Origin of the sequence: Streptomyces sp. NPDC096013 (assembly GCF_044763565.1) — a bacterium.
Lineage (GTDB): Bacteria > Actinomycetota > Actinomycetes > Streptomycetales > Streptomycetaceae > Streptomyces.
In genome coordinates this window covers 19,474-35,284 of record NZ_JBIWGK010000027.1, presented here as the reverse complement: position 1 = coordinate 35,284, position 15,811 = coordinate 19,474, and the positions used below count along the sequence as shown (strand labels likewise).

Below are 15,811 nucleotides of genomic sequence, written 5' to 3'. Positions count from 1 at the left end.
CCGGATCTCTTTCGCCGCCGGCCCGTCGGCCGACACCAAGAACAATTCCGCAGAATCGCGCCCCGCGGCCACTAATTCCAGCCGGTCATCAGGTTACGACTCCCTTTCCTAAGTGACTCCAAGGGAATTCACGGGGCGGTGCGCGAATTCCCGGGACGTGAATGCGCCCCGGGAATTCGGACGTCGGGAATCCTCAGCCGCCGGCCGCTCCGCGGCGCAGGGAGAGGCGGAGCATGACCGGGCCCGCGAGGGCGGCGGCCCCGCCCGCGACGAGGACGCCGAGCAGCACCCAGCGGACGATGCCGAGCACCTCGGAGGGGGTGTAGCCGCCGGACTGGGCCACGTTCTGCTTGGCCGGGTCGGTCTCGGTGGGGGCGGTGGAGGGCCTGGCGGTGTCCGACGCGGCGGCGGCACCCGACGTGCCGGTGGCGCCCGACGTACCGGTGGTGGTGCCGGTGCCGCCGGCCGCGCCGCCGGACAGCGAGCCGCCGCTGCCGGTGCCGCTCACGTCCTCGCCGCCGCCCCCGGAGGAGGTGCCGGTGGACTCGCCGACCGCGGGCGCACCTTTCTCCAGCCGGTCCGCCGCCTGCTTCGCCTGGGTGCGCAGGGCAGTGGGCAATGGCGCGTACCCGTACGGCAGTTGGCCCTTCGCGGTGCCCTGGGTCTGGCCGGCGCCCGCCGCGTAGCGCATCACCTTGGCGTAGTCGAGGCGGGCGTCCTTGGCCTGGTCGAGGGAGGCGGCCGCGTAGACCACGGCGGTGAGCGGGTAGGCGCCGTCCCTCATGCTGCCGGGGGCGGGCGCCTTGACGCCGGCGACGTCCGAGTCGGGCATCTCGGCGACCGCCTTGAGCAGGGAGGCGCCGGTCGGCTCGACGTACTGCCCGTCGGCGTTCGGGAGGGCGGCGGCGCCCAGCAGGTAGCGCACCGCCGACGCGTTGTCGACCAGGCCGAACTGGCGCTGGTTCGTCGGGATCGGCCGGCCGAGCGCCACCAGTTTCGGCACGCCGTCGGTCACGCTGCACTGGTAGGCCGTGCCGATGTCACCGCGGCGCACGCGCAGCGCCGCGTCGTGCATGTCGTTGACGTAGGGCACCACGTCGAGGCCGGTGTAGGTGATGGTGTCGGTGTTGCCGCCCCCGCAGTCGGTCGTCGTGGGCGCGGTGTCCGTCTTGGGGAAGAAATCCAGGGAATCCGAGACGACGCCCTGCTCATAGGCGGGGTTGACCTTCATTCCCCAGGGGTCGGCTTTTCCGGCGATGAAATTCTTTGCGTCGGCGTCGGCCAGAATGTATTTCCAGACCAGGCGGGCGGAATCGGTGTTGGCCAGGTTCAGGGCCAGTCCCAGGGGTGCGTTTCCGGCCGCCTGACCCGCGAGCCCGGGATTGAGCTCTAGGAATTCCGGGTCCTTGACGATGCTCTCGGGGTTTCCGGCGAGATAGGCGGGCACCCTGTCGCCCGGCTTGACCAGGCTGAGCGGGTAGGACTGGGTGAGCACCTTGGCCAACAGCCGCTGGTTGAGCTTGAGCCGGGTGAGCGGGCGGCTGCCGGACTGGGCGTCGTACATCCAGACGTAGCCGATGGTCAGCCCGGTGACCGCGACCGGTGCGTGGACCACCTCGGCCATGCCGTCGACCGGTTCGACGGGGTCCACCGTCATGGCGAGCCCGGCCACCGAGTCGCCGGAGGTCACGGCTTCCCGTGCCTGCTCCTCGCCGGACTGGGTGTAGTTGAACCGGTACGTCCCGGACGCGCACAGGGCGCTCTGCCAGGAGGTGATGACGTCGGTGGCCAGTTCGGAGCCCATGATTCCGCGCTCGGGCTTGCTCGGGTCGCAGTGGTCGGTGACCGGTGCGAAGTCGAGCCGGAACACGATGCGCTGGTCCCAGTTCGACCGGCTCAGCGAGGAGGTGACCGCGCTGCCCGGGCTGTGCTGCTGTCCGCTGGGGTCGTGGGTGCCGCGCGGCACCACCACCAGCCAGCACGGCTGGATCTTCCCGGCCGCGGTGGTGCGGGCCCCGCAGCCCAGGGCGGGCTGCTCGACGGCCGACTTCAGCTCGAACGACATGTCGCCGCCGCCGTCCCCGTCGTTCGGCATGAACGGGACGGCGTTGGTGTCCCCGTCGGTGAAGTAGGTGGTGTCGGTGGCGGACGTGGTGGGGTCGCCCTGTCCCGCGACCGGAGCGAACGGCACGTAGTGAATGCCGTTGCCGTCGACCGGGGTCGAGGAGTCGGTCTCCAGCGGGTCATGGCCGGAGGTGTCGCCCCGGTACACGTACCGGCCGTCCCCCTTCTGCCCGCCCGCCGCCAGCCCGAACTCGCACTGCGTACGGTCGGGTCCGGTCGCCGCGTCCCCCCAGCACTGCATGACGGAGAGGAAGTCGGTCTGGTCGTTGCCGGACGGCTCCCCGCCGGTCCAGGTGACCCGCACGGCCTGCCCGGTCAGGTCCTTCGTCTGGTGCACGGTGACCTTGAGCTTCGAGAAGTCGTCGCCGTACGCCCCCTTCGCCCCGCTCTCGGTCACCGCCGAACTCTCCGCCGTGGCCGCCTGCGCCCGCTGCGCGCCCGGCGGCAGCGGCAGCACGGCCAGCACCAGCGCGGACACCAGGCAGCCCACCCCGGCGGCCACCCGCCGCCGGACCGGGGACATCCGTGTCGTGGGCCGTCTCATCAGAACTCCCTCCTACGGCGCGAACGGGCCGCCAGCATCCGTGCGGTGAGCGGTGGTCCGACGACCACCGCGACGAGCAGTACGGCCGACAGGGCCATCAGGGCGCCGCGCATGCCCAGGCCGTTGTCGGAGGCGAGGGCCACCGGGTTGGCGACGACGGACGTGTCGCCGGTGCCGGTCCCGTCGCCGCTGACCACCTCGCCGGTGTCGGGGTCGACGGTGCCTCCGGAGGTGCCGCCGGCCGTGGCGCTCGCGGTGCTGTCGGGCTTTCCTTCGCCGTTGGCGTCCGTGCCGCCGGTGCCGCCCGCGGCGGCGGAACCGCCCGAAGTGGAGCCGCCGGTCGCGGAGTTGGTGCCGCCCGAGGTGCTACCGCCGTTGGCGGAGGGCTTCACCGGTGTGCTGGTGCCCGCCGCTCCGGCCGTGCCGGTGGTGCACTGCGTGGACCCCTTCTTGTCGCAGGACTTGGGGTAAGGGGCGTTCTGGATCAGGGTGTTGACGCCGCCGGAGAAGGTGGGGTTGCGGCAGTCGTTGATGTTGATCGTGCTCGTCGGTGCGCCCGGCACCCGGCGGATCTGTTCGAAGCCCGCCTCGACGAGGTTCTTCGGCAGCGGTGAGTAGCCCAGGTCGTCCGCCTGCTGCTGTCCGTCGCACAGGAAGTAACGGGCGAATGTGCCCAGGGAGTTGCCCTTGGCCTCGGTGAAGCCCGCCTCCACCTTCGTCGGCAGGATCATGTAGCTGTAGCTGGAGAGCGGATAGGTGCGGGCGTCCGCGTTGGTGTAGACGTGGTCGAGGATCTGGGTGAGGTAGTTCGAGGACTGCTTGTTCTCGTTGATCTCGGCCTTCGTCAGAGCGACCGCGACGCTCGCGGCGGTCGGCTCGACGTAGAAGTTGTCCTTGTTGAGCACCTTGGCCACCGGGAAGCCGGTGTTCTTGGCGTAGGAGTACTCGACGTAGGTGATCGCGCCCTCGCCCGAAGGCTGGCGGACATGGCCGGAGACACCGAGCGAGCCGGACTTGGAGACCATCGTGGAGCCGCTGAGCAGCGGATAGAACGAGGTCATGCCGCAGTTGCCGCTGCCGCGTCCGGTGCGAGAGCAGTAGTCGCTCCACAGCGCCGGGTACTCCTTGGACATCCAGGTGGTGAACTGCGCGCTGGTGCCCGAGCCGTCGGAGCGGACCACCGGGACGATCGCGCGGGCCGGCATGGTCAGCCCGGGGTTGTCGGCGGCGATCGCCGGGTCGTTCCAGCGGGTGATTTTCCCCGTGAAGATCTTGGTCAGTACGTCGCCGGAGAGCCGCAGATTGGTGACCATCCTGCCGTTGATCCTGAGGTTGTACATGAACGCCGTACCGCCGGCCACGATCGGCATGTAGGCGTAGCCCCGGTTCGGCGGCACCTCGGTGACGCCCTGCTCCTTGAGGCCGTAGGGGATCTCGGAGACCGCGAAGTCGACGGTGTTGTTCTTGAACTGCTGGCGGCCCTGCGAGGAGCCGTTGGCCGAGAAGTTCACCGTCATGCCGTAGTTGGCCTTGACGTTGCGGACCCACTGCTGGACGGCGTTGGAGCTCCAGGTCGAGCCGGAGCCGGTGATCTTCGCGTAGGAGGCGGCCTCGGCGGACGGTGGCCGGACGGCGAGCACGGCGCACAGCAGTGACAGCAGTGACAGCACGGTGGCCGCCAGACGGAGACGAGTGGCGGGTTTCACGACGGACTCCCGGGTTCGGTGCGGGCGTTGGGGCTGGGAGCGGAGGGGGTGGGGCGTTCGGCGAAGCGACGCGCGTCACGCCGGGAGGCGAGGACGCGCCGGTGTTCCTGACGGCGGCTCAACTGCCCTGGTCCGCGCCCGCCGACGACGCGGGCGGCCACGAACAGCAGCAGCACCAGCGTCATCAGCAGGGCCGCCGTGCCGAATCCGCGCGAGATCATGTTCGGCTCGGGCGACTTGACGAACTCGAAGGTGACCAGCGGCAGGGAGACCATCGGGTCGTGCAGCGGGTTGAGGTTGAGGTCGTTGGTGTAGCCCGCGGTCAGCAGCACCGGAGAGGTCTCGCCGATGCCGCGCGCGGTGCCGAGGATCACGGCGGTGGTCAGACCCGAGCGGCAGGTCGGCAGGACGACGTGCCAGACCGTGCGCCAACGGCTCGTGCCCATCGCGTAACTGGCCTCGCGCAGGGTGCCGGGCACCAGCCGGATGACGACGTCGGCGGCCCGGATGATGATCGGCAGCATCATCACCGAGAGGGCGAGCCCGGCGGCGAGCCCGGACTGGCTCAGCCCCAGGCCCAGGATCACGGTGGCGTAGATGAACAGGCCGGCGACGATCGACGGCAGCGCGGTCATCGCCTCGACGATCGTGCGCACGAACCGCGCGTAGCCGCCGGGCACTTCGGTGAGGAACACCGCGCAGACCAGCCCGGCCGGGACGGTGATCAGCAGCGCGATGGTGATCATGATGAGGGTGCCGGCCGCCGCGTGCAGCGCCCCGCCGACGCTGAGCGGCTCCAGCGGTCCGGCCAGCTTCATGTCCTGGGTGAAGAAGTTCAGGTGCACCAGCGCCTTGCGGCCCTCGACCAGCGCGTACACGACGACGAACGCGAGGATCACGACCAGCAGTACGCCCATCGAGCGGACCACCGCCGCCGCGATCCGGTCGACCACGGCGGGTCCGTCCTCGTCGAAGGAGACCAGCAGGGCGTAGATCAGCAGGAACAGGCCGTACGCCAGGACGACGAAGCCGACCGCGCCGTTGAAGGGCAGCAGCCAGGCGAACAGCAGCCAGGTCAGCGACAGCGCGGACGCGGCGGCGCCCGCGACGGCGTACAGGTCGGTGGCGCGCAGCCGGGTCAGGGCGCGGCGGCGCTCGCCGCCCGGCCCGGCGGTGCGCGCGAGGCCCGGCAGCGTGGTGCGCGGGCGGCCGGTCGCCTGACGCGCGCCGGGCGCTTCAGGGGCAACGGTCATGGTCGCTCATTCCTGTCTGGCTGTGGCGCAACGGGCTGCGGGCACCGGGGAGTCGGAGGGGGCGGGACGGCAAGGGCGTCAGGCGTCGCTCGTCGCGCCCGAGCGGGACCGGGCGACGATGGACGAGGCCGCGAAGTTGACGATCAGCGTCATGAGGAACAGTGCGAAGCCGGCCGCCATCAGCGCGGACATGCCGAACTCGCTGGCCTCGCCGTAGTGCAGCGCGATCAGCGAGGCGATCGAGCTGGTGCCGGACTGAAGGACGTGCCACTGGATGTCGAAGGTCACCGAGATGATCATGAAGATGGCGATGGTCTCGCCGAGCGCCCGGCCGAGCCCGAGCATGGTGCCGCCGATCATCCCGCCGCGCCCGAAGGGCAGGACGACGCTGCGGATCATGCCCCAGCGGGTCGCGCCGAGCGCGTAGGCGCCCTCGCGTTCACCGGCCGGGGCCTGGGAGAACACCTCGCGCATGATGGAGCAGACGATCGGCGCGATCATCATGCCGACGACGAGACCCGCGATGAACGTCGAGGACGTGTAGAGACTCTCCGGCGCCAACGGGTCGGCGGGGTCGGCGCCCCGCACGTCGAAGACGGGGATCCAGCCGAAGTAGGTGGAGATCCAGCGGGCGACGGGCAGCACCTTGTCCTGGAGGAAGAACACCCCCCACAGGCCGTAGACCACCGACGGTACGGCGGCCATCAGGTCGACGGTGCTGATCAGCGTCCGGCGCAGCCGGGCCGGTGCGTACTCCGAGATGTACAGCGCGGCGCCGGTGGCCAGCGGTACGGCGACCAGCACGGCGACGACGGCGATCAGCACGGTGCCGACGAGCACCGCCGCGATCCCGAAGTTCCCCTGGTCCGGGGCCCATTGGGCGGTGGTGAGAAAGGACCAGCCGGCCTTGTCCAGCGCCAGCCACGCCCGGTAGAGCAGGAAGCCGCCCACGAGGAGCATGACGCCCAGCACGAAGGTGCCGCCGGAGCGCAGCACCACCCGGAAGATCCGGTCGGGCAGCCCCGGGTCGGCGTACAGGCGTCTCGGTACGTCGTCGTCGGCGGGCCCGGCCGCGAGAGCGGTCACGGGCTGCGGCGGTCTGGTTCGTCTCGGCACAGGCACGGCCCCGACCCTCCGGGCCCGTGATTGACACGCTCGCCCCGAGGTGTGAACGAGAGGTTCCCTGGGGGCAACAACCGTTGCGCGGCCCCCGCACACACCATGCACAACTCGACGGACAGCGGCACCGGTTGACGAACACGCTTACAGGGAAGGTAAGTTGACTTTCCGTCAGCCGCTGTCGCCGAATAACTCCGGTCCCGCGTGCACCAGTTCGGGCAGCATCGCGCGGAAGCGTTCGTAGGCGGCGCGACAGGTCGCATGCCGCTCGTACGTCCGCGCCGCCCCGGCGAGATGCCGTCCCGACGTCTCCCACACGACCCACACCCAGCCGCCGCCCTCGGCGCTGTGCTGGATGCCGCCGCCCATCTCGGCATGGCGCGCGCACAACCGCACGAATGCCTTACGACATCGGTCATGGCTGTCGTGCGAGGTCAACGACACCGCCACCGACCGCCCGTTGGGGGCGACCAGCCGCCAGCCGAACCCGCCCCGGCCGTCGATGTCGATCAGACATCTCATGCCCATCACCGCGACGGCAGGTCTTGCCGCTTCGCCGGACCGCTCCATGTCCCCACCCCTGCCGCCCATCGATGAGTAAACCCGCAGGTACGGCGCTATGGACGGCATCAGCAATCTACTGAGACAGAGGTGAACGGGACGAGACAAACGAGACGCCCGGGCCCACGGTTCATGTCGAAGTATCCCCTAGGCAACCCCTAGGACAGGCGCGGGGAAAGCGCTCACATCGCACTCTGGACAACGTTGCCAATAGAGGGACGGAAGCGGCGGCATGGGGGCACCGCCCCGCAACCACGGTCAGGACAGCCACCGGGTGACGAGCAGCGCGATCCAGGCGATACCGAGGATCGCGGCGAACGGCCACAGCGGGCGCCCGCGTTCCCTCGCACCGCTCTCACCGGTGGGGCGGAGGGCGGGATCGGCGATCATGGCGGTGAGTTCGGCGGCCAACGCGTCGTGGGGATGGGTGAGTTGGCACCTGCGCTGGAGCCAGGGCCAACGGGGTGCGGCCACCGCCCAGTTGTCGCCGTCGCGCACGCGCAGGTGAAGCTCGACGGACTCGCGGCGGGCCGCGCGGAGGTCGTCCCAGGGGATGTGCCGCGGGGCGCGCAGCCGGTTCAGCCAGACGCCGGTGCGGTCGGCGGTGATGCGCCAGCGGAGTTTCACGGGGACGCGGACGGCGCACATCAGGCCGGCGAGGAGCAGCAGCGCCTGGAACCAGAGGCTGTCGTCGATCGCCAGCAGGAAGTACCCCGCACACCACAGCGCCGTGAGGAAGGCCGCGAGCCCGTCCACCGCCCCCGCCCGCCAGCGCCGTACCGGCACCACGGCGATCCCCGCCCGTACGGCCTCGGCCAGTTCCTCGTCCCGCGCCTTCCGGACCGCCGCCCGCTCCTCCCGGGCGAGCCGCCGCCCCGCCGCGCCCTCCGGCAACGGCCGCACGGGCCCGGTCGACCACTCCGCCACCGGCGGCGCACCGGGCGCCTCCGCCGCGCCGACCAGCAGGATCTCGGCGCCGTCGCAGGGCGTGCCGTACAGGACGGCCTCGCGCAGGGGACCGGGACCGGGAGCAGCAGCCGCGTCGAGGAGTTCCTCCAGCTCCTCCAGCTCCGCGGCCTCGTCCTTGTCATGCTTGTCGTCGGCCCCCTCCCCCTCGCGTGCCGCCCGCGTCGCGACGGTGAACAGCGCCCGTAGCGCCTGCGTGTCGTCAGCCGCGTAGATCACCGCGTCCTCGTGTTCGTCCTTGCCGACGAGGACGCGCAGTACGGGTGCGGGCGTCGCGCGCAGGGCGGTCGTCCGGCGTCGGCCGAGGGTGCCGGAGAGGAGCAGGGTGAGGGCCAGGCCGACCACGAACAGGCCCTCGGCGACCGCCAGTTGACGGTCACCGGCCCCGTGCCACAGGCCGGAGGTGGCGAGCAGGACGACACCGGGTACGGCCAGACCGGCCCCGAACGCGAGGAACAGCCTGCCCCGCCGCACCGGCCCCTCCGCGTCCGGCGCTACAGCCGTGACCCCGTCGGCCGCGGCCAGGGCATCGGCCCGCTGGCGGGCACGCGCGCGTGCCCGTAGCTCGGTGGCCGTCACGGAGGCCAGGACCAGCAGGGCGGCGCCCAGCAGGAGCGGCCACGGCAGCCCGGTCCCCCGCACCGCCACCAGCACCACCAGCGCGGGGGCGGAGAACCGTACGACCTCGGGGCGCCACAGCCACCAGACGACCTGGAGCGGCAGCAGCGCGACCAGGTCAGGGGGCAGATCCGTCGTCGCCAGCAGGCCGAAGGCGGCCGGCACGGCGCACCAGACGGCCAGTTCGACGGACCAGCGCCGCGGCCGGACCGGGACCCACGACGGCGGCGCCGCATCGGCCCACACGCGCGCGTGCCGTCCGTTCCAGGCCACGCATCCGTCGGGTATCGCGGAGGCGGGCAGCAGCGACGGCTCCCGGACGTTCGTGGTCATGACATCCCAGGGTGAGAAGGGTCGGCGCAGGGGGCGGGCGGTGCCCGTCCGGTCAGCCCGTCGCCAGCAGGATCGCCAGGACCACCGCGCCCGCGACCGCCGGTGCGATCACCTCGTACGCCCAGCGCACGGTGACCTCGCCCTGCGCGGACTCGGCCTCCTCCCGGCCCTCCAGCAGCTCGCGCAGGTCGGTCATGATCTGGTCGGACTCCGCACGCGTGGGGCCGGCCTGCACGGCACCGCCCCGCATGGCGCTGCCCGCGCCCATGCCGCCGCCGAAGCCGCCGAGCGCGCCGCCGAAGCCGAGGCCCCCGGCCCGGCCGCCGCGCTGGGTGCCCGCCGCCTCCGCCGCGGCCTTCGCCTCGCGCCGCGCCGCCTTCTTGCGGGCCCGCAGCGAGACGGGCACCGCCCACAGCTGGAACTTGGCGCCCGCCTTCGTGACGACCTCGTTCGAGAATCCGGAGCGCAGGCTGGCGATCTCGCCCCACGGCAGCACGACGACCCTGAAGGGGTTGCGGACGCGGAGGCGGTTCTCGTTGGCGTACACGGCCGGGCGGAGGGTGAACGCCACGAGGATCGGCACGACGAGGATCAGACCGGCGAGCGCGAGCCACGGGGTGCGGCCGTGGCCGCTCGCGAGGGCGTCGATGCCCAGCCAGCCGACGATGACCAGCAGGAGGGCACCGGCGACGAGGCCCGCGGGGGAGCGGTAGATCCGGTCTTTTTGCACGGGGAGCGGGGTCGTCATGGTGCCGATTGTGCCTCAGGGGTGCGCCTGGCCGCCGGGGCGGGCCGGGTGCGTTCGCGACCCCGGTGCTCCGTGGCCGGTCGCGCCCGCGCGGGGGAGCCGCACATCGAGACAGCCCCGCACCCCTTCGGGCACACCTCGTGCCCGGGGTGTACAGCTGCTACGCGCGTAGATATGCTCGTGTGGTGACCATGCCCACCACTGCACCTGCTGCTGCACACGCACTCGGCGAGGTAACGGCTTCCGACAGCACGCTGCGCCGTTTCCTTCACGGGCTGCCCGGCGTCGACGCGGTCGGCCTGGAGGCGCGTGCCGCCTCGCTCGGGACCCGTTCCATCAAGACCACCGCGAAGGCGTACGCCATCGACCTCGCCATCTCGATGGTCGACCTGACGACGCTGGAAGGCGCGGACACCCCGGGCAAGGTCCGGGCGCTCGGCGCCAAGGCGGTCCGCCCCGACCCGACCGACCGCACGAGCCCCTCGACCGCGGCCGTGTGCGTCTATCCCGACATGGTGGCCACCGCCAAGGAGGCCGTCGCCGGTTCCTCCGTGAAGGTCGCCTCCGTCGCCACCGCCTTCCCGGCCGGCCGTGCCGCGCTCGACGTGAAGCTGGCCGACGTTCGGGACGCGGTCGCCGCGGGCGCCGACGAGATCGACATGGTCATCGACCGCGGGGCGTTCCTCGCGGGCAAGTACATGAAGGTGTACGACGAGATCGTCGCCGTGAAGGAGGCCTCGGGCGCCGCCCGCCTGAAGGTCATCTTCGAGACCGGCGAGCTGTCGACGTACGACAACATCCGCCGCGCCTCCTGGCTCGGCATGCTGGCCGGCGCGGACTTCATCAAGACGTCCACCGGCAAGGTCGCCGTGAACGCGACCCCCGCGAACACCCTGCTGATGCTGGAGGCGGTCCGCGACTTCCGCGCCCAGACCGGCATCCAGGTCGGCGTGAAGCCCGCGGGCGGTATCCGCACCTCCAAGGACGCCGTCAAGTTCCTGGTCATCGTCAACGAGACGGCGGGCGAGGACTGGCTGGACAACCACTGGTTCCGCTTCGGCGCGTCCTCGCTCCTGAACGACCTGCTGATGCAGCGTCAGAAGCTGGCCACCGGCCGCTACTCCGGCCCCGACTACGTGACGGTGGACTGATCCACATGGCATCCGCATTTGACTACGCACCGGCGCCCGAGTCCCGCTCCGTCGTCGACATCGCGCCTTCCTACGGCCTGTTCATCGACGGCGAGTTCACCGAGGCGGCCGACGGCAAGGTCTTCAAGACCGTGTCCCCCTCCACCGAAGAGGTCCTCTCCGAGATCGCCCAGGCCGGCGAGGCGGACGTGGACCGCGCGGTGAGGGCCGCCCGCGGGGCCTTCGAGAAGTGGTCGGCGCTGCCCGGCTCCGAGCGCGCGAAGTACCTGTTCCGCATCGCCCGGATCATCCAGGAGCGCAGCCGCGAACTGGCCGTCCTGGAGACCCTGGACAACGGCAAGCCCATCAGGGAGACCCGCGACGCGGACCTCCCCCTGGTCGCCGCGCACTTCTTCTACTACGCGGGCTGGGCCGACAAGCTGGACCACGCCGGGTTCGGCCGGAGGACGACACATGGGCACAGCGGTGCGAACCCGAAGCCGCTGGGCGTGGCCGGCCAGGTCATCCCCTGGAACTTCCCCCTCCTCATGCTGGCGTGGAAGATCGCCCCGGCGCTCGCCACCGGCAACACGGTGGTCCTGAAGCCCGCCGAGACGACCCCCCTCTCCGCTCTCTTCTTCGCGGACATCTGCCGCCAGGCCGGTCTCCCCAAGGGCGTCGTCAACATCCTTCCGGGCTACGGCGACGCGGGCGCCGCGCTGGTCGCGCACCCGGACGTGAACAAGGTCGCCTTCACCGGCTCGACGGCGATCGGCAAGGAGATCGCGCGGACGGTCGCGGGCACCCGCAAGAAGGTCACCCTCGAACTCGGCGGCAAGGGCGCGAACATCGTCTTCGACGACGCCCCCATCGACCAGGCGGTGGAGGGGATCGTCACCGGCATCTTCTTCAACCAGGGCCAGGTCTGCTGCGCGGGCTCGCGTCTCCTCGTCCAGGAGTCCATCCAGGACGAGCTGTTGGACTCCCTGAAGCGCAGGCTCTCCACGCTCCGCCTCGGTGACCCGCTCGACAAGAACACGGACATCGGCGCGATCAACTCCGCCGAGCAGCTCGCGCGGATCACCTCGCTCGTCGAGCAGGGCGAGGCGGAGGGCGCCGAGCGCTGGTCCCCGTCCTGCGAACTCCCGTCCTCCGGCTACTGGTTCGCCCCGACGCTCTTCACGAACGTCACCCAGGCGCACACCGTCGCCCGCGACGAGATCTTCGGCCCGGTGCTGTCGGTGCTGACCTTCCGCACGCCCGAGGAGGCGGTCGCGAAGGCCAACAACACGCAGTACGGCCTCTCGGCGGGCATCTGGACCGAGAAGGGCTCCCGCATCCTGGCCGTCGCGAGCAAGCTGCGCGCGGGCGTGGTGTGGTCCAACACGTTCAACAAGTTCGACCCGACCTCGCCGTTCGGCGGCTACAAGGAGTCGGGCTTCGGCCGCGAGGGCGGTCGCCACGGCCTGGAGGCGTACCTCGATGTCTGAGAAGTCCGAACAGCAGCGCCTGAGCGTCTTCAAGACCTACAAGCTGTACATCGGGGGCAAGTTCCCCCGTAGCGAGAGCGGCCGGGTGTACGAAGTGACCGACGCAAAGGGCAAGTGGCTGGCGAACGCACCGCAGTCCTCCCGCAAGGACGCCCGGGACGCGGTCGTCGCGGCGCGCAAGGCGTTCGGCGGCTGGTCCGGCGCGACGGCGTACAACCGCGGCCAGATCCTCTACCGCATCGCCGAGATGCTGGAGGGCCGCAGGGACCAGTTCGCGCGTGAGGTCGCGGACGCGGAGGGCCTGTCGAAGTCGAAGGCGGCCGCCGTGGTCGACGCGGCGATCGACCGCTGGGTCTGGTACGCGGGCTGGACCGACAAGATCGCGCAGGTGATCGGCGGCGCGAACCCGGTGGCGGGCCCGTACTTCAACCTCTCCTCCCCCGAGCCGACGGGCGTGGTCGCCGTCCTGGCCCCCCAGGAATCCTCGTTCCTCGGCCTGGTCTCGGTCATCGCCCCGGTGATCGCGACCGGCAACACGGCCATCGTCGTCGCCGGCGAGAAGTGCCCGCTCCCCGCGCTGTCACTGGGCGAGGTCCTGGCCACCTCCGACCTCCCCGGCGGGGTCGTCAACATCCTCTCCGGAAGGACGGCGGAGATCGCGGCCCCCTTGGCCGCGCACCAGGACGTCAACGCGATCGACTTGGCGGGCGCGGACGACGTACTGGCGAAGGAGCTGGAGATCGCGGCGGCCGACAACCTCAAGCGGGTCCTGCGTCCACAGCCTGTGGATTACGCGGAGACCCCGGGCACCGACCGCCTGACGGCTTTCCTGGAGACGAAGACGGTCTGGCATCCGACGGGTTCGCTGGGGGCGTCCGGCTCCTCGTACTGATCGGCCTCAGCCCACTTGCCCCAGGGGCGCGGGGAACTGCGCGACCAGCCACAGCGGACTCGCACTCGGCACCGAATCCGCAGCTCCCCGCCCCTGCCCCGCAATCGCTCAGCCCCCCAACAACCCCGTGACCTGCCCCACCACCGGCATGCTCCCGATCGACTGAGCCTCGGCCACCGGCCCCGTCAACGCCTGCGAGGCAAGCGGCTGAAAGTCCGCGAGCTGGGTCGCGACCCCGTTGTCGAGGGGGTCGACTCCCGTGCCCGCGAGGGGGTTCGGCTTGAGACCCGCGATCGGCCCGGTGACATACCCCACCGTGCCGGTCAGGGCGCCGAGACCCGCCGCGGGGTCGATCTTGCCCAGGGACGTGGGCCGGGTCCGCATCACGTCGCCCACCGGCGAGGTGTCCGCCGCGGCCGACGCCGCCCCCGCGCCCAGGGCGACTCCGGCGGTCGCGAGGGCGACGAGGGCCCGCTGGGCGGTCGGGTGTGAGGAGGACGTGTGTCGTGCCATTGCTGGTGCCACCTTCTGGTGCGCAGGGTAATCAGGTCAGCACGAAGGGTAGTTGACGTGTGATGCGCGTTCCACTGGCGACCCGCGGGGTCGGCAGGACGTACGGAATGCGTCAAACTGGTGTCCCGTGAGCATCCTTTCCCCGTCACCGGCCCGTGTCGTGCTGCTGTGCGGCCCCTCGGGTTCCGGCAAGTCCCTCGTCTCCGCCCGGTCCGGCCTGCCCGTGCTGCGGCTCGACGACTTCTACAAAGAGGGCGACGACCCGACTCTGCCGCTGGTGGCGGGGAGTTCGGACATCGACTGGGACCACCCCGACTCCTGGGACGCGGACGTCGCGGTCACCGCAATAGTCGAGCTGTGCCGCACCGGCCGTACGAACGTGCCGGTCTACGACCTCTCGCTCAGCGCGCGCACGGGCACGGAGGCCGTCGACGTGGGCCGTACCCCGCTGTTCATAGCGGAGGGCATCTTCGCCGCCGAGGTCATCACCCGCTGCCAGGAGCTGGGTGTGCTCGCGGACGCGCTGTGCCTGAGCCGGGGGCCGGTACGCACCTTCCGGCGGCGTTTCCTCCGGGATCTCAAGGAGGGCCGCAAGTCCGTGCCGTTCCTGGTGCGGCGGGGCTGGCGGCTGATGCGGCTGGAGCGGTCGATCGTGGCCCGGCAGACCGGGCTCGGCGCGTACGCCTGCGGCAAGGACGAGGCGCTGGGCCGGCTGGCCGCCGCGGCGGTGGGGCGGCGCCCGGCGGCGACCCCCACGCCCACCACCTGACCCCGTACGAAAAAGCGGGACTGGACGGACCCCCCGGCCCTCCAGTCCCGCTCTTCCGTTCCCCCGTGGTACTTCCCCCGTGTTTCCCCCCATGGTCCCGGTGACCCCGTCGGCACCCCCCGGTACCGATCCCCCGTGGCCCCCCGGACCTCCCCCGTTACCTGTTTCCCCCCGAACCCTCAGGCGACAAGCTCCCCGAAGGCGTCTTCCTCGTCACGGCCGAAGCTGAGGACCTCGTCCTCGCGCATGCGGCGGAGCGACCGCCAGATGCTGGACTTCACCGTGCCGACACTGATGTCGAGGATCTCCGCGATCTCCGGGTCCGTGCGGCCCTCGTAGTAGCGCAGGACCAGCATGGTGCGCTGGAGTTCCGGCAGCCGGGACAGCGCCTGCCACAGGACCGCGCGCAGCTCCGTGCCGCGCATCGCGTCCGTGTCGCCGGGCGTCTCCGGCAGCTCCTCGGTCGGGTACTCGTTCAGCTTGCGGCGGCGCCACGCGCTGATGTGCAGGTTCGTCATGGTGCGGCGCAGGTAGCCCCCGACCGCGGCCTTGTCGCTGATCCGGTCCCACGCCCTGTACGTCGAGAACAGCGCGCTCTGGAGCAGGTCCTCGGCCTCGAAGCGGTCGCCGGTCAGGTGGTAGGCGGTCGCGTACAGGGAGGCGCGGCGCTCCTGGACGTAGGCGGTGAACTCCGCCTCCGACAGCGAACGACGCTCCCCCGTGTCCTCCCTGTACCCGCTTCCCCCGTGCGCCTCCCCCGTGTGCGCGTCAACCACCGTCATGTAACCGGTGTGCTGACGCCCGGCGCTGCGAGCGCACCCCCGCCCGCTCACAGCGCCGGACTTCTCCGAACCCCGGGTGACGTCGTGCAGACGCGTGATGACTGCGTTGTTGCTGGTGCTGTGCAGCGTGTTCATCTCGCGCCCCCCGTAGTGGACTTGCCCGGTGTTCGGATGTTCCGGCGTGGTTCCTTGCCTGTGCCGAAAATCCTGCCGGGGTCACTTCATGGACGTGTCCCCCGACTGTCACAGACCTGTCACAGGGC

The 15,811-nt window shown here is 71.1% G+C and carries 13 protein-coding genes; 4 read left to right on the top strand and 9 right to left on the bottom strand.

All coding sequences use genetic code 11. From position 1 onward, the window contains the following. Nucleotides 1-193: 193 nt before the first annotated feature. The 7 genes from ACIRB1_RS44845 to ACIRB1_RS44815 form a co-directional block, all read right to left on the bottom strand. Nucleotides 194-2,668, bottom strand: a complete 2,475-nt coding sequence (locus tag ACIRB1_RS44845; RefSeq protein WP_403469745.1) for a hypothetical protein — start codon at nucleotides 2,666-2,668, stop codon at nucleotides 194-196. Next, a complete protein-coding gene (gene pstS, locus ACIRB1_RS44840) occupies nucleotides 2,668-4,374 on the bottom strand; it encodes a phosphate ABC transporter substrate-binding protein PstS (protein WP_403469744.1) in 1,707 nt (568 codons plus the stop codon). Before pstS ends, ACIRB1_RS44845 begins: the two co-directional genes overlap by 1 nt. Next, entirely contained in the window at nucleotides 4,371-5,627 is a 1,257-nt protein-coding gene (gene pstA / locus ACIRB1_RS44835; protein WP_403469743.1) for a phosphate ABC transporter permease PstA, read from the bottom strand. Before pstA ends, pstS begins: the two co-directional genes overlap by 4 nt. Before the next feature lie 78 nt (nucleotides 5,628-5,705). After that, nucleotides 5,706-6,713, bottom strand: coding sequence for a phosphate ABC transporter permease subunit PstC (gene pstC, locus ACIRB1_RS44830; RefSeq protein WP_352185779.1), 1,008 nt, complete (start codon nucleotides 6,711-6,713; stop codon nucleotides 5,706-5,708). A gap of 204 nt (nucleotides 6,714-6,917) precedes the next feature. Further along, complete coding sequence (locus tag ACIRB1_RS44825; RefSeq protein ID WP_352185780.1) at nucleotides 6,918-7,268, bottom strand: hypothetical protein; 351 nt, start codon at nucleotides 7,266-7,268, stop codon at nucleotides 6,918-6,920. A 297-nt stretch (nucleotides 7,269-7,565) separates the two neighbouring features. After that, the gene (locus ACIRB1_RS44820; RefSeq protein WP_403469742.1) at nucleotides 7,566-9,224 is read right to left on the bottom strand and encodes a hypothetical protein; all 1,659 of its coding nucleotides are present in this window, start codon (nucleotides 9,222-9,224) and stop codon (nucleotides 7,566-7,568) included. 52 nt (nucleotides 9,225-9,276) lie between these two features. After that, nucleotides 9,277-9,972, bottom strand: a complete 696-nt coding sequence (locus tag ACIRB1_RS44815) for a PH domain-containing protein (RefSeq protein ID WP_352185782.1) — start codon at nucleotides 9,970-9,972, stop codon at nucleotides 9,277-9,279. A gap of 191 nt (nucleotides 9,973-10,163) precedes the next feature. Between ACIRB1_RS44815 and deoC the strand changes: the two genes are divergently transcribed. The 3 genes from deoC to ACIRB1_RS44800 are packed head-to-tail and all read left to right on the top strand — an operon-like array spanning nucleotide 10,164 to nucleotide 13,484. After that, complete coding sequence (gene deoC / locus ACIRB1_RS44810; protein WP_403469769.1) at nucleotides 10,164-11,123, top strand: deoxyribose-phosphate aldolase; 960 nt, start codon at nucleotides 10,164-10,166, stop codon at nucleotides 11,121-11,123. Between the two features lie 5 nt (nucleotides 11,124-11,128). Continuing rightward, the gene (locus tag ACIRB1_RS44805) at nucleotides 11,129-12,592 is read left to right on the top strand and encodes an aldehyde dehydrogenase family protein (RefSeq protein WP_403469741.1); all 1,464 of its coding nucleotides are present in this window, start codon (nucleotides 11,129-11,131) and stop codon (nucleotides 12,590-12,592) included. Then, nucleotides 12,585-13,484: an aldehyde dehydrogenase family protein gene (locus ACIRB1_RS44800; protein WP_403469740.1), complete on the top strand. Its 900-nt coding sequence runs from the start codon at nucleotides 12,585-12,587 to the stop codon at nucleotides 13,482-13,484. The genes ACIRB1_RS44805 and ACIRB1_RS44800 overlap by 8 nt, the downstream gene beginning before the upstream one ends. Nucleotides 13,485-13,592: 108 nt before the next feature. On the opposite strand, the gene ACIRB1_RS44795 is transcribed toward ACIRB1_RS44800, so the two are convergent. Next, complete coding sequence (locus ACIRB1_RS44795; RefSeq protein WP_352185786.1) at nucleotides 13,593-13,997, bottom strand: hypothetical protein; 405 nt, start codon at nucleotides 13,995-13,997, stop codon at nucleotides 13,593-13,595. Between the two features lie 127 nt (nucleotides 13,998-14,124). Between ACIRB1_RS44795 and ACIRB1_RS44790 the strand changes: the two genes are divergently transcribed. Continuing rightward, nucleotides 14,125-14,766 carry a uridine kinase gene (locus tag ACIRB1_RS44790; RefSeq protein ID WP_352185787.1) on the top strand — a complete coding sequence of 214 codons (642 nt, stop codon included), beginning with the start codon at nucleotides 14,125-14,127 and terminating at the stop codon, nucleotides 14,764-14,766. 179 nt (nucleotides 14,767-14,945) lie between these two features. On the opposite strand, the gene ACIRB1_RS44785 is transcribed toward ACIRB1_RS44790, so the two are convergent. Beyond that, on the bottom strand, nucleotides 14,946-15,683 hold the full coding sequence (locus tag ACIRB1_RS44785) for a SigE family RNA polymerase sigma factor (RefSeq protein ID WP_352185788.1): 738 nt from the start codon (nucleotides 15,681-15,683) through the stop codon (nucleotides 14,946-14,948). Nucleotides 15,684-15,811 lie beyond the last annotated feature (128 nt).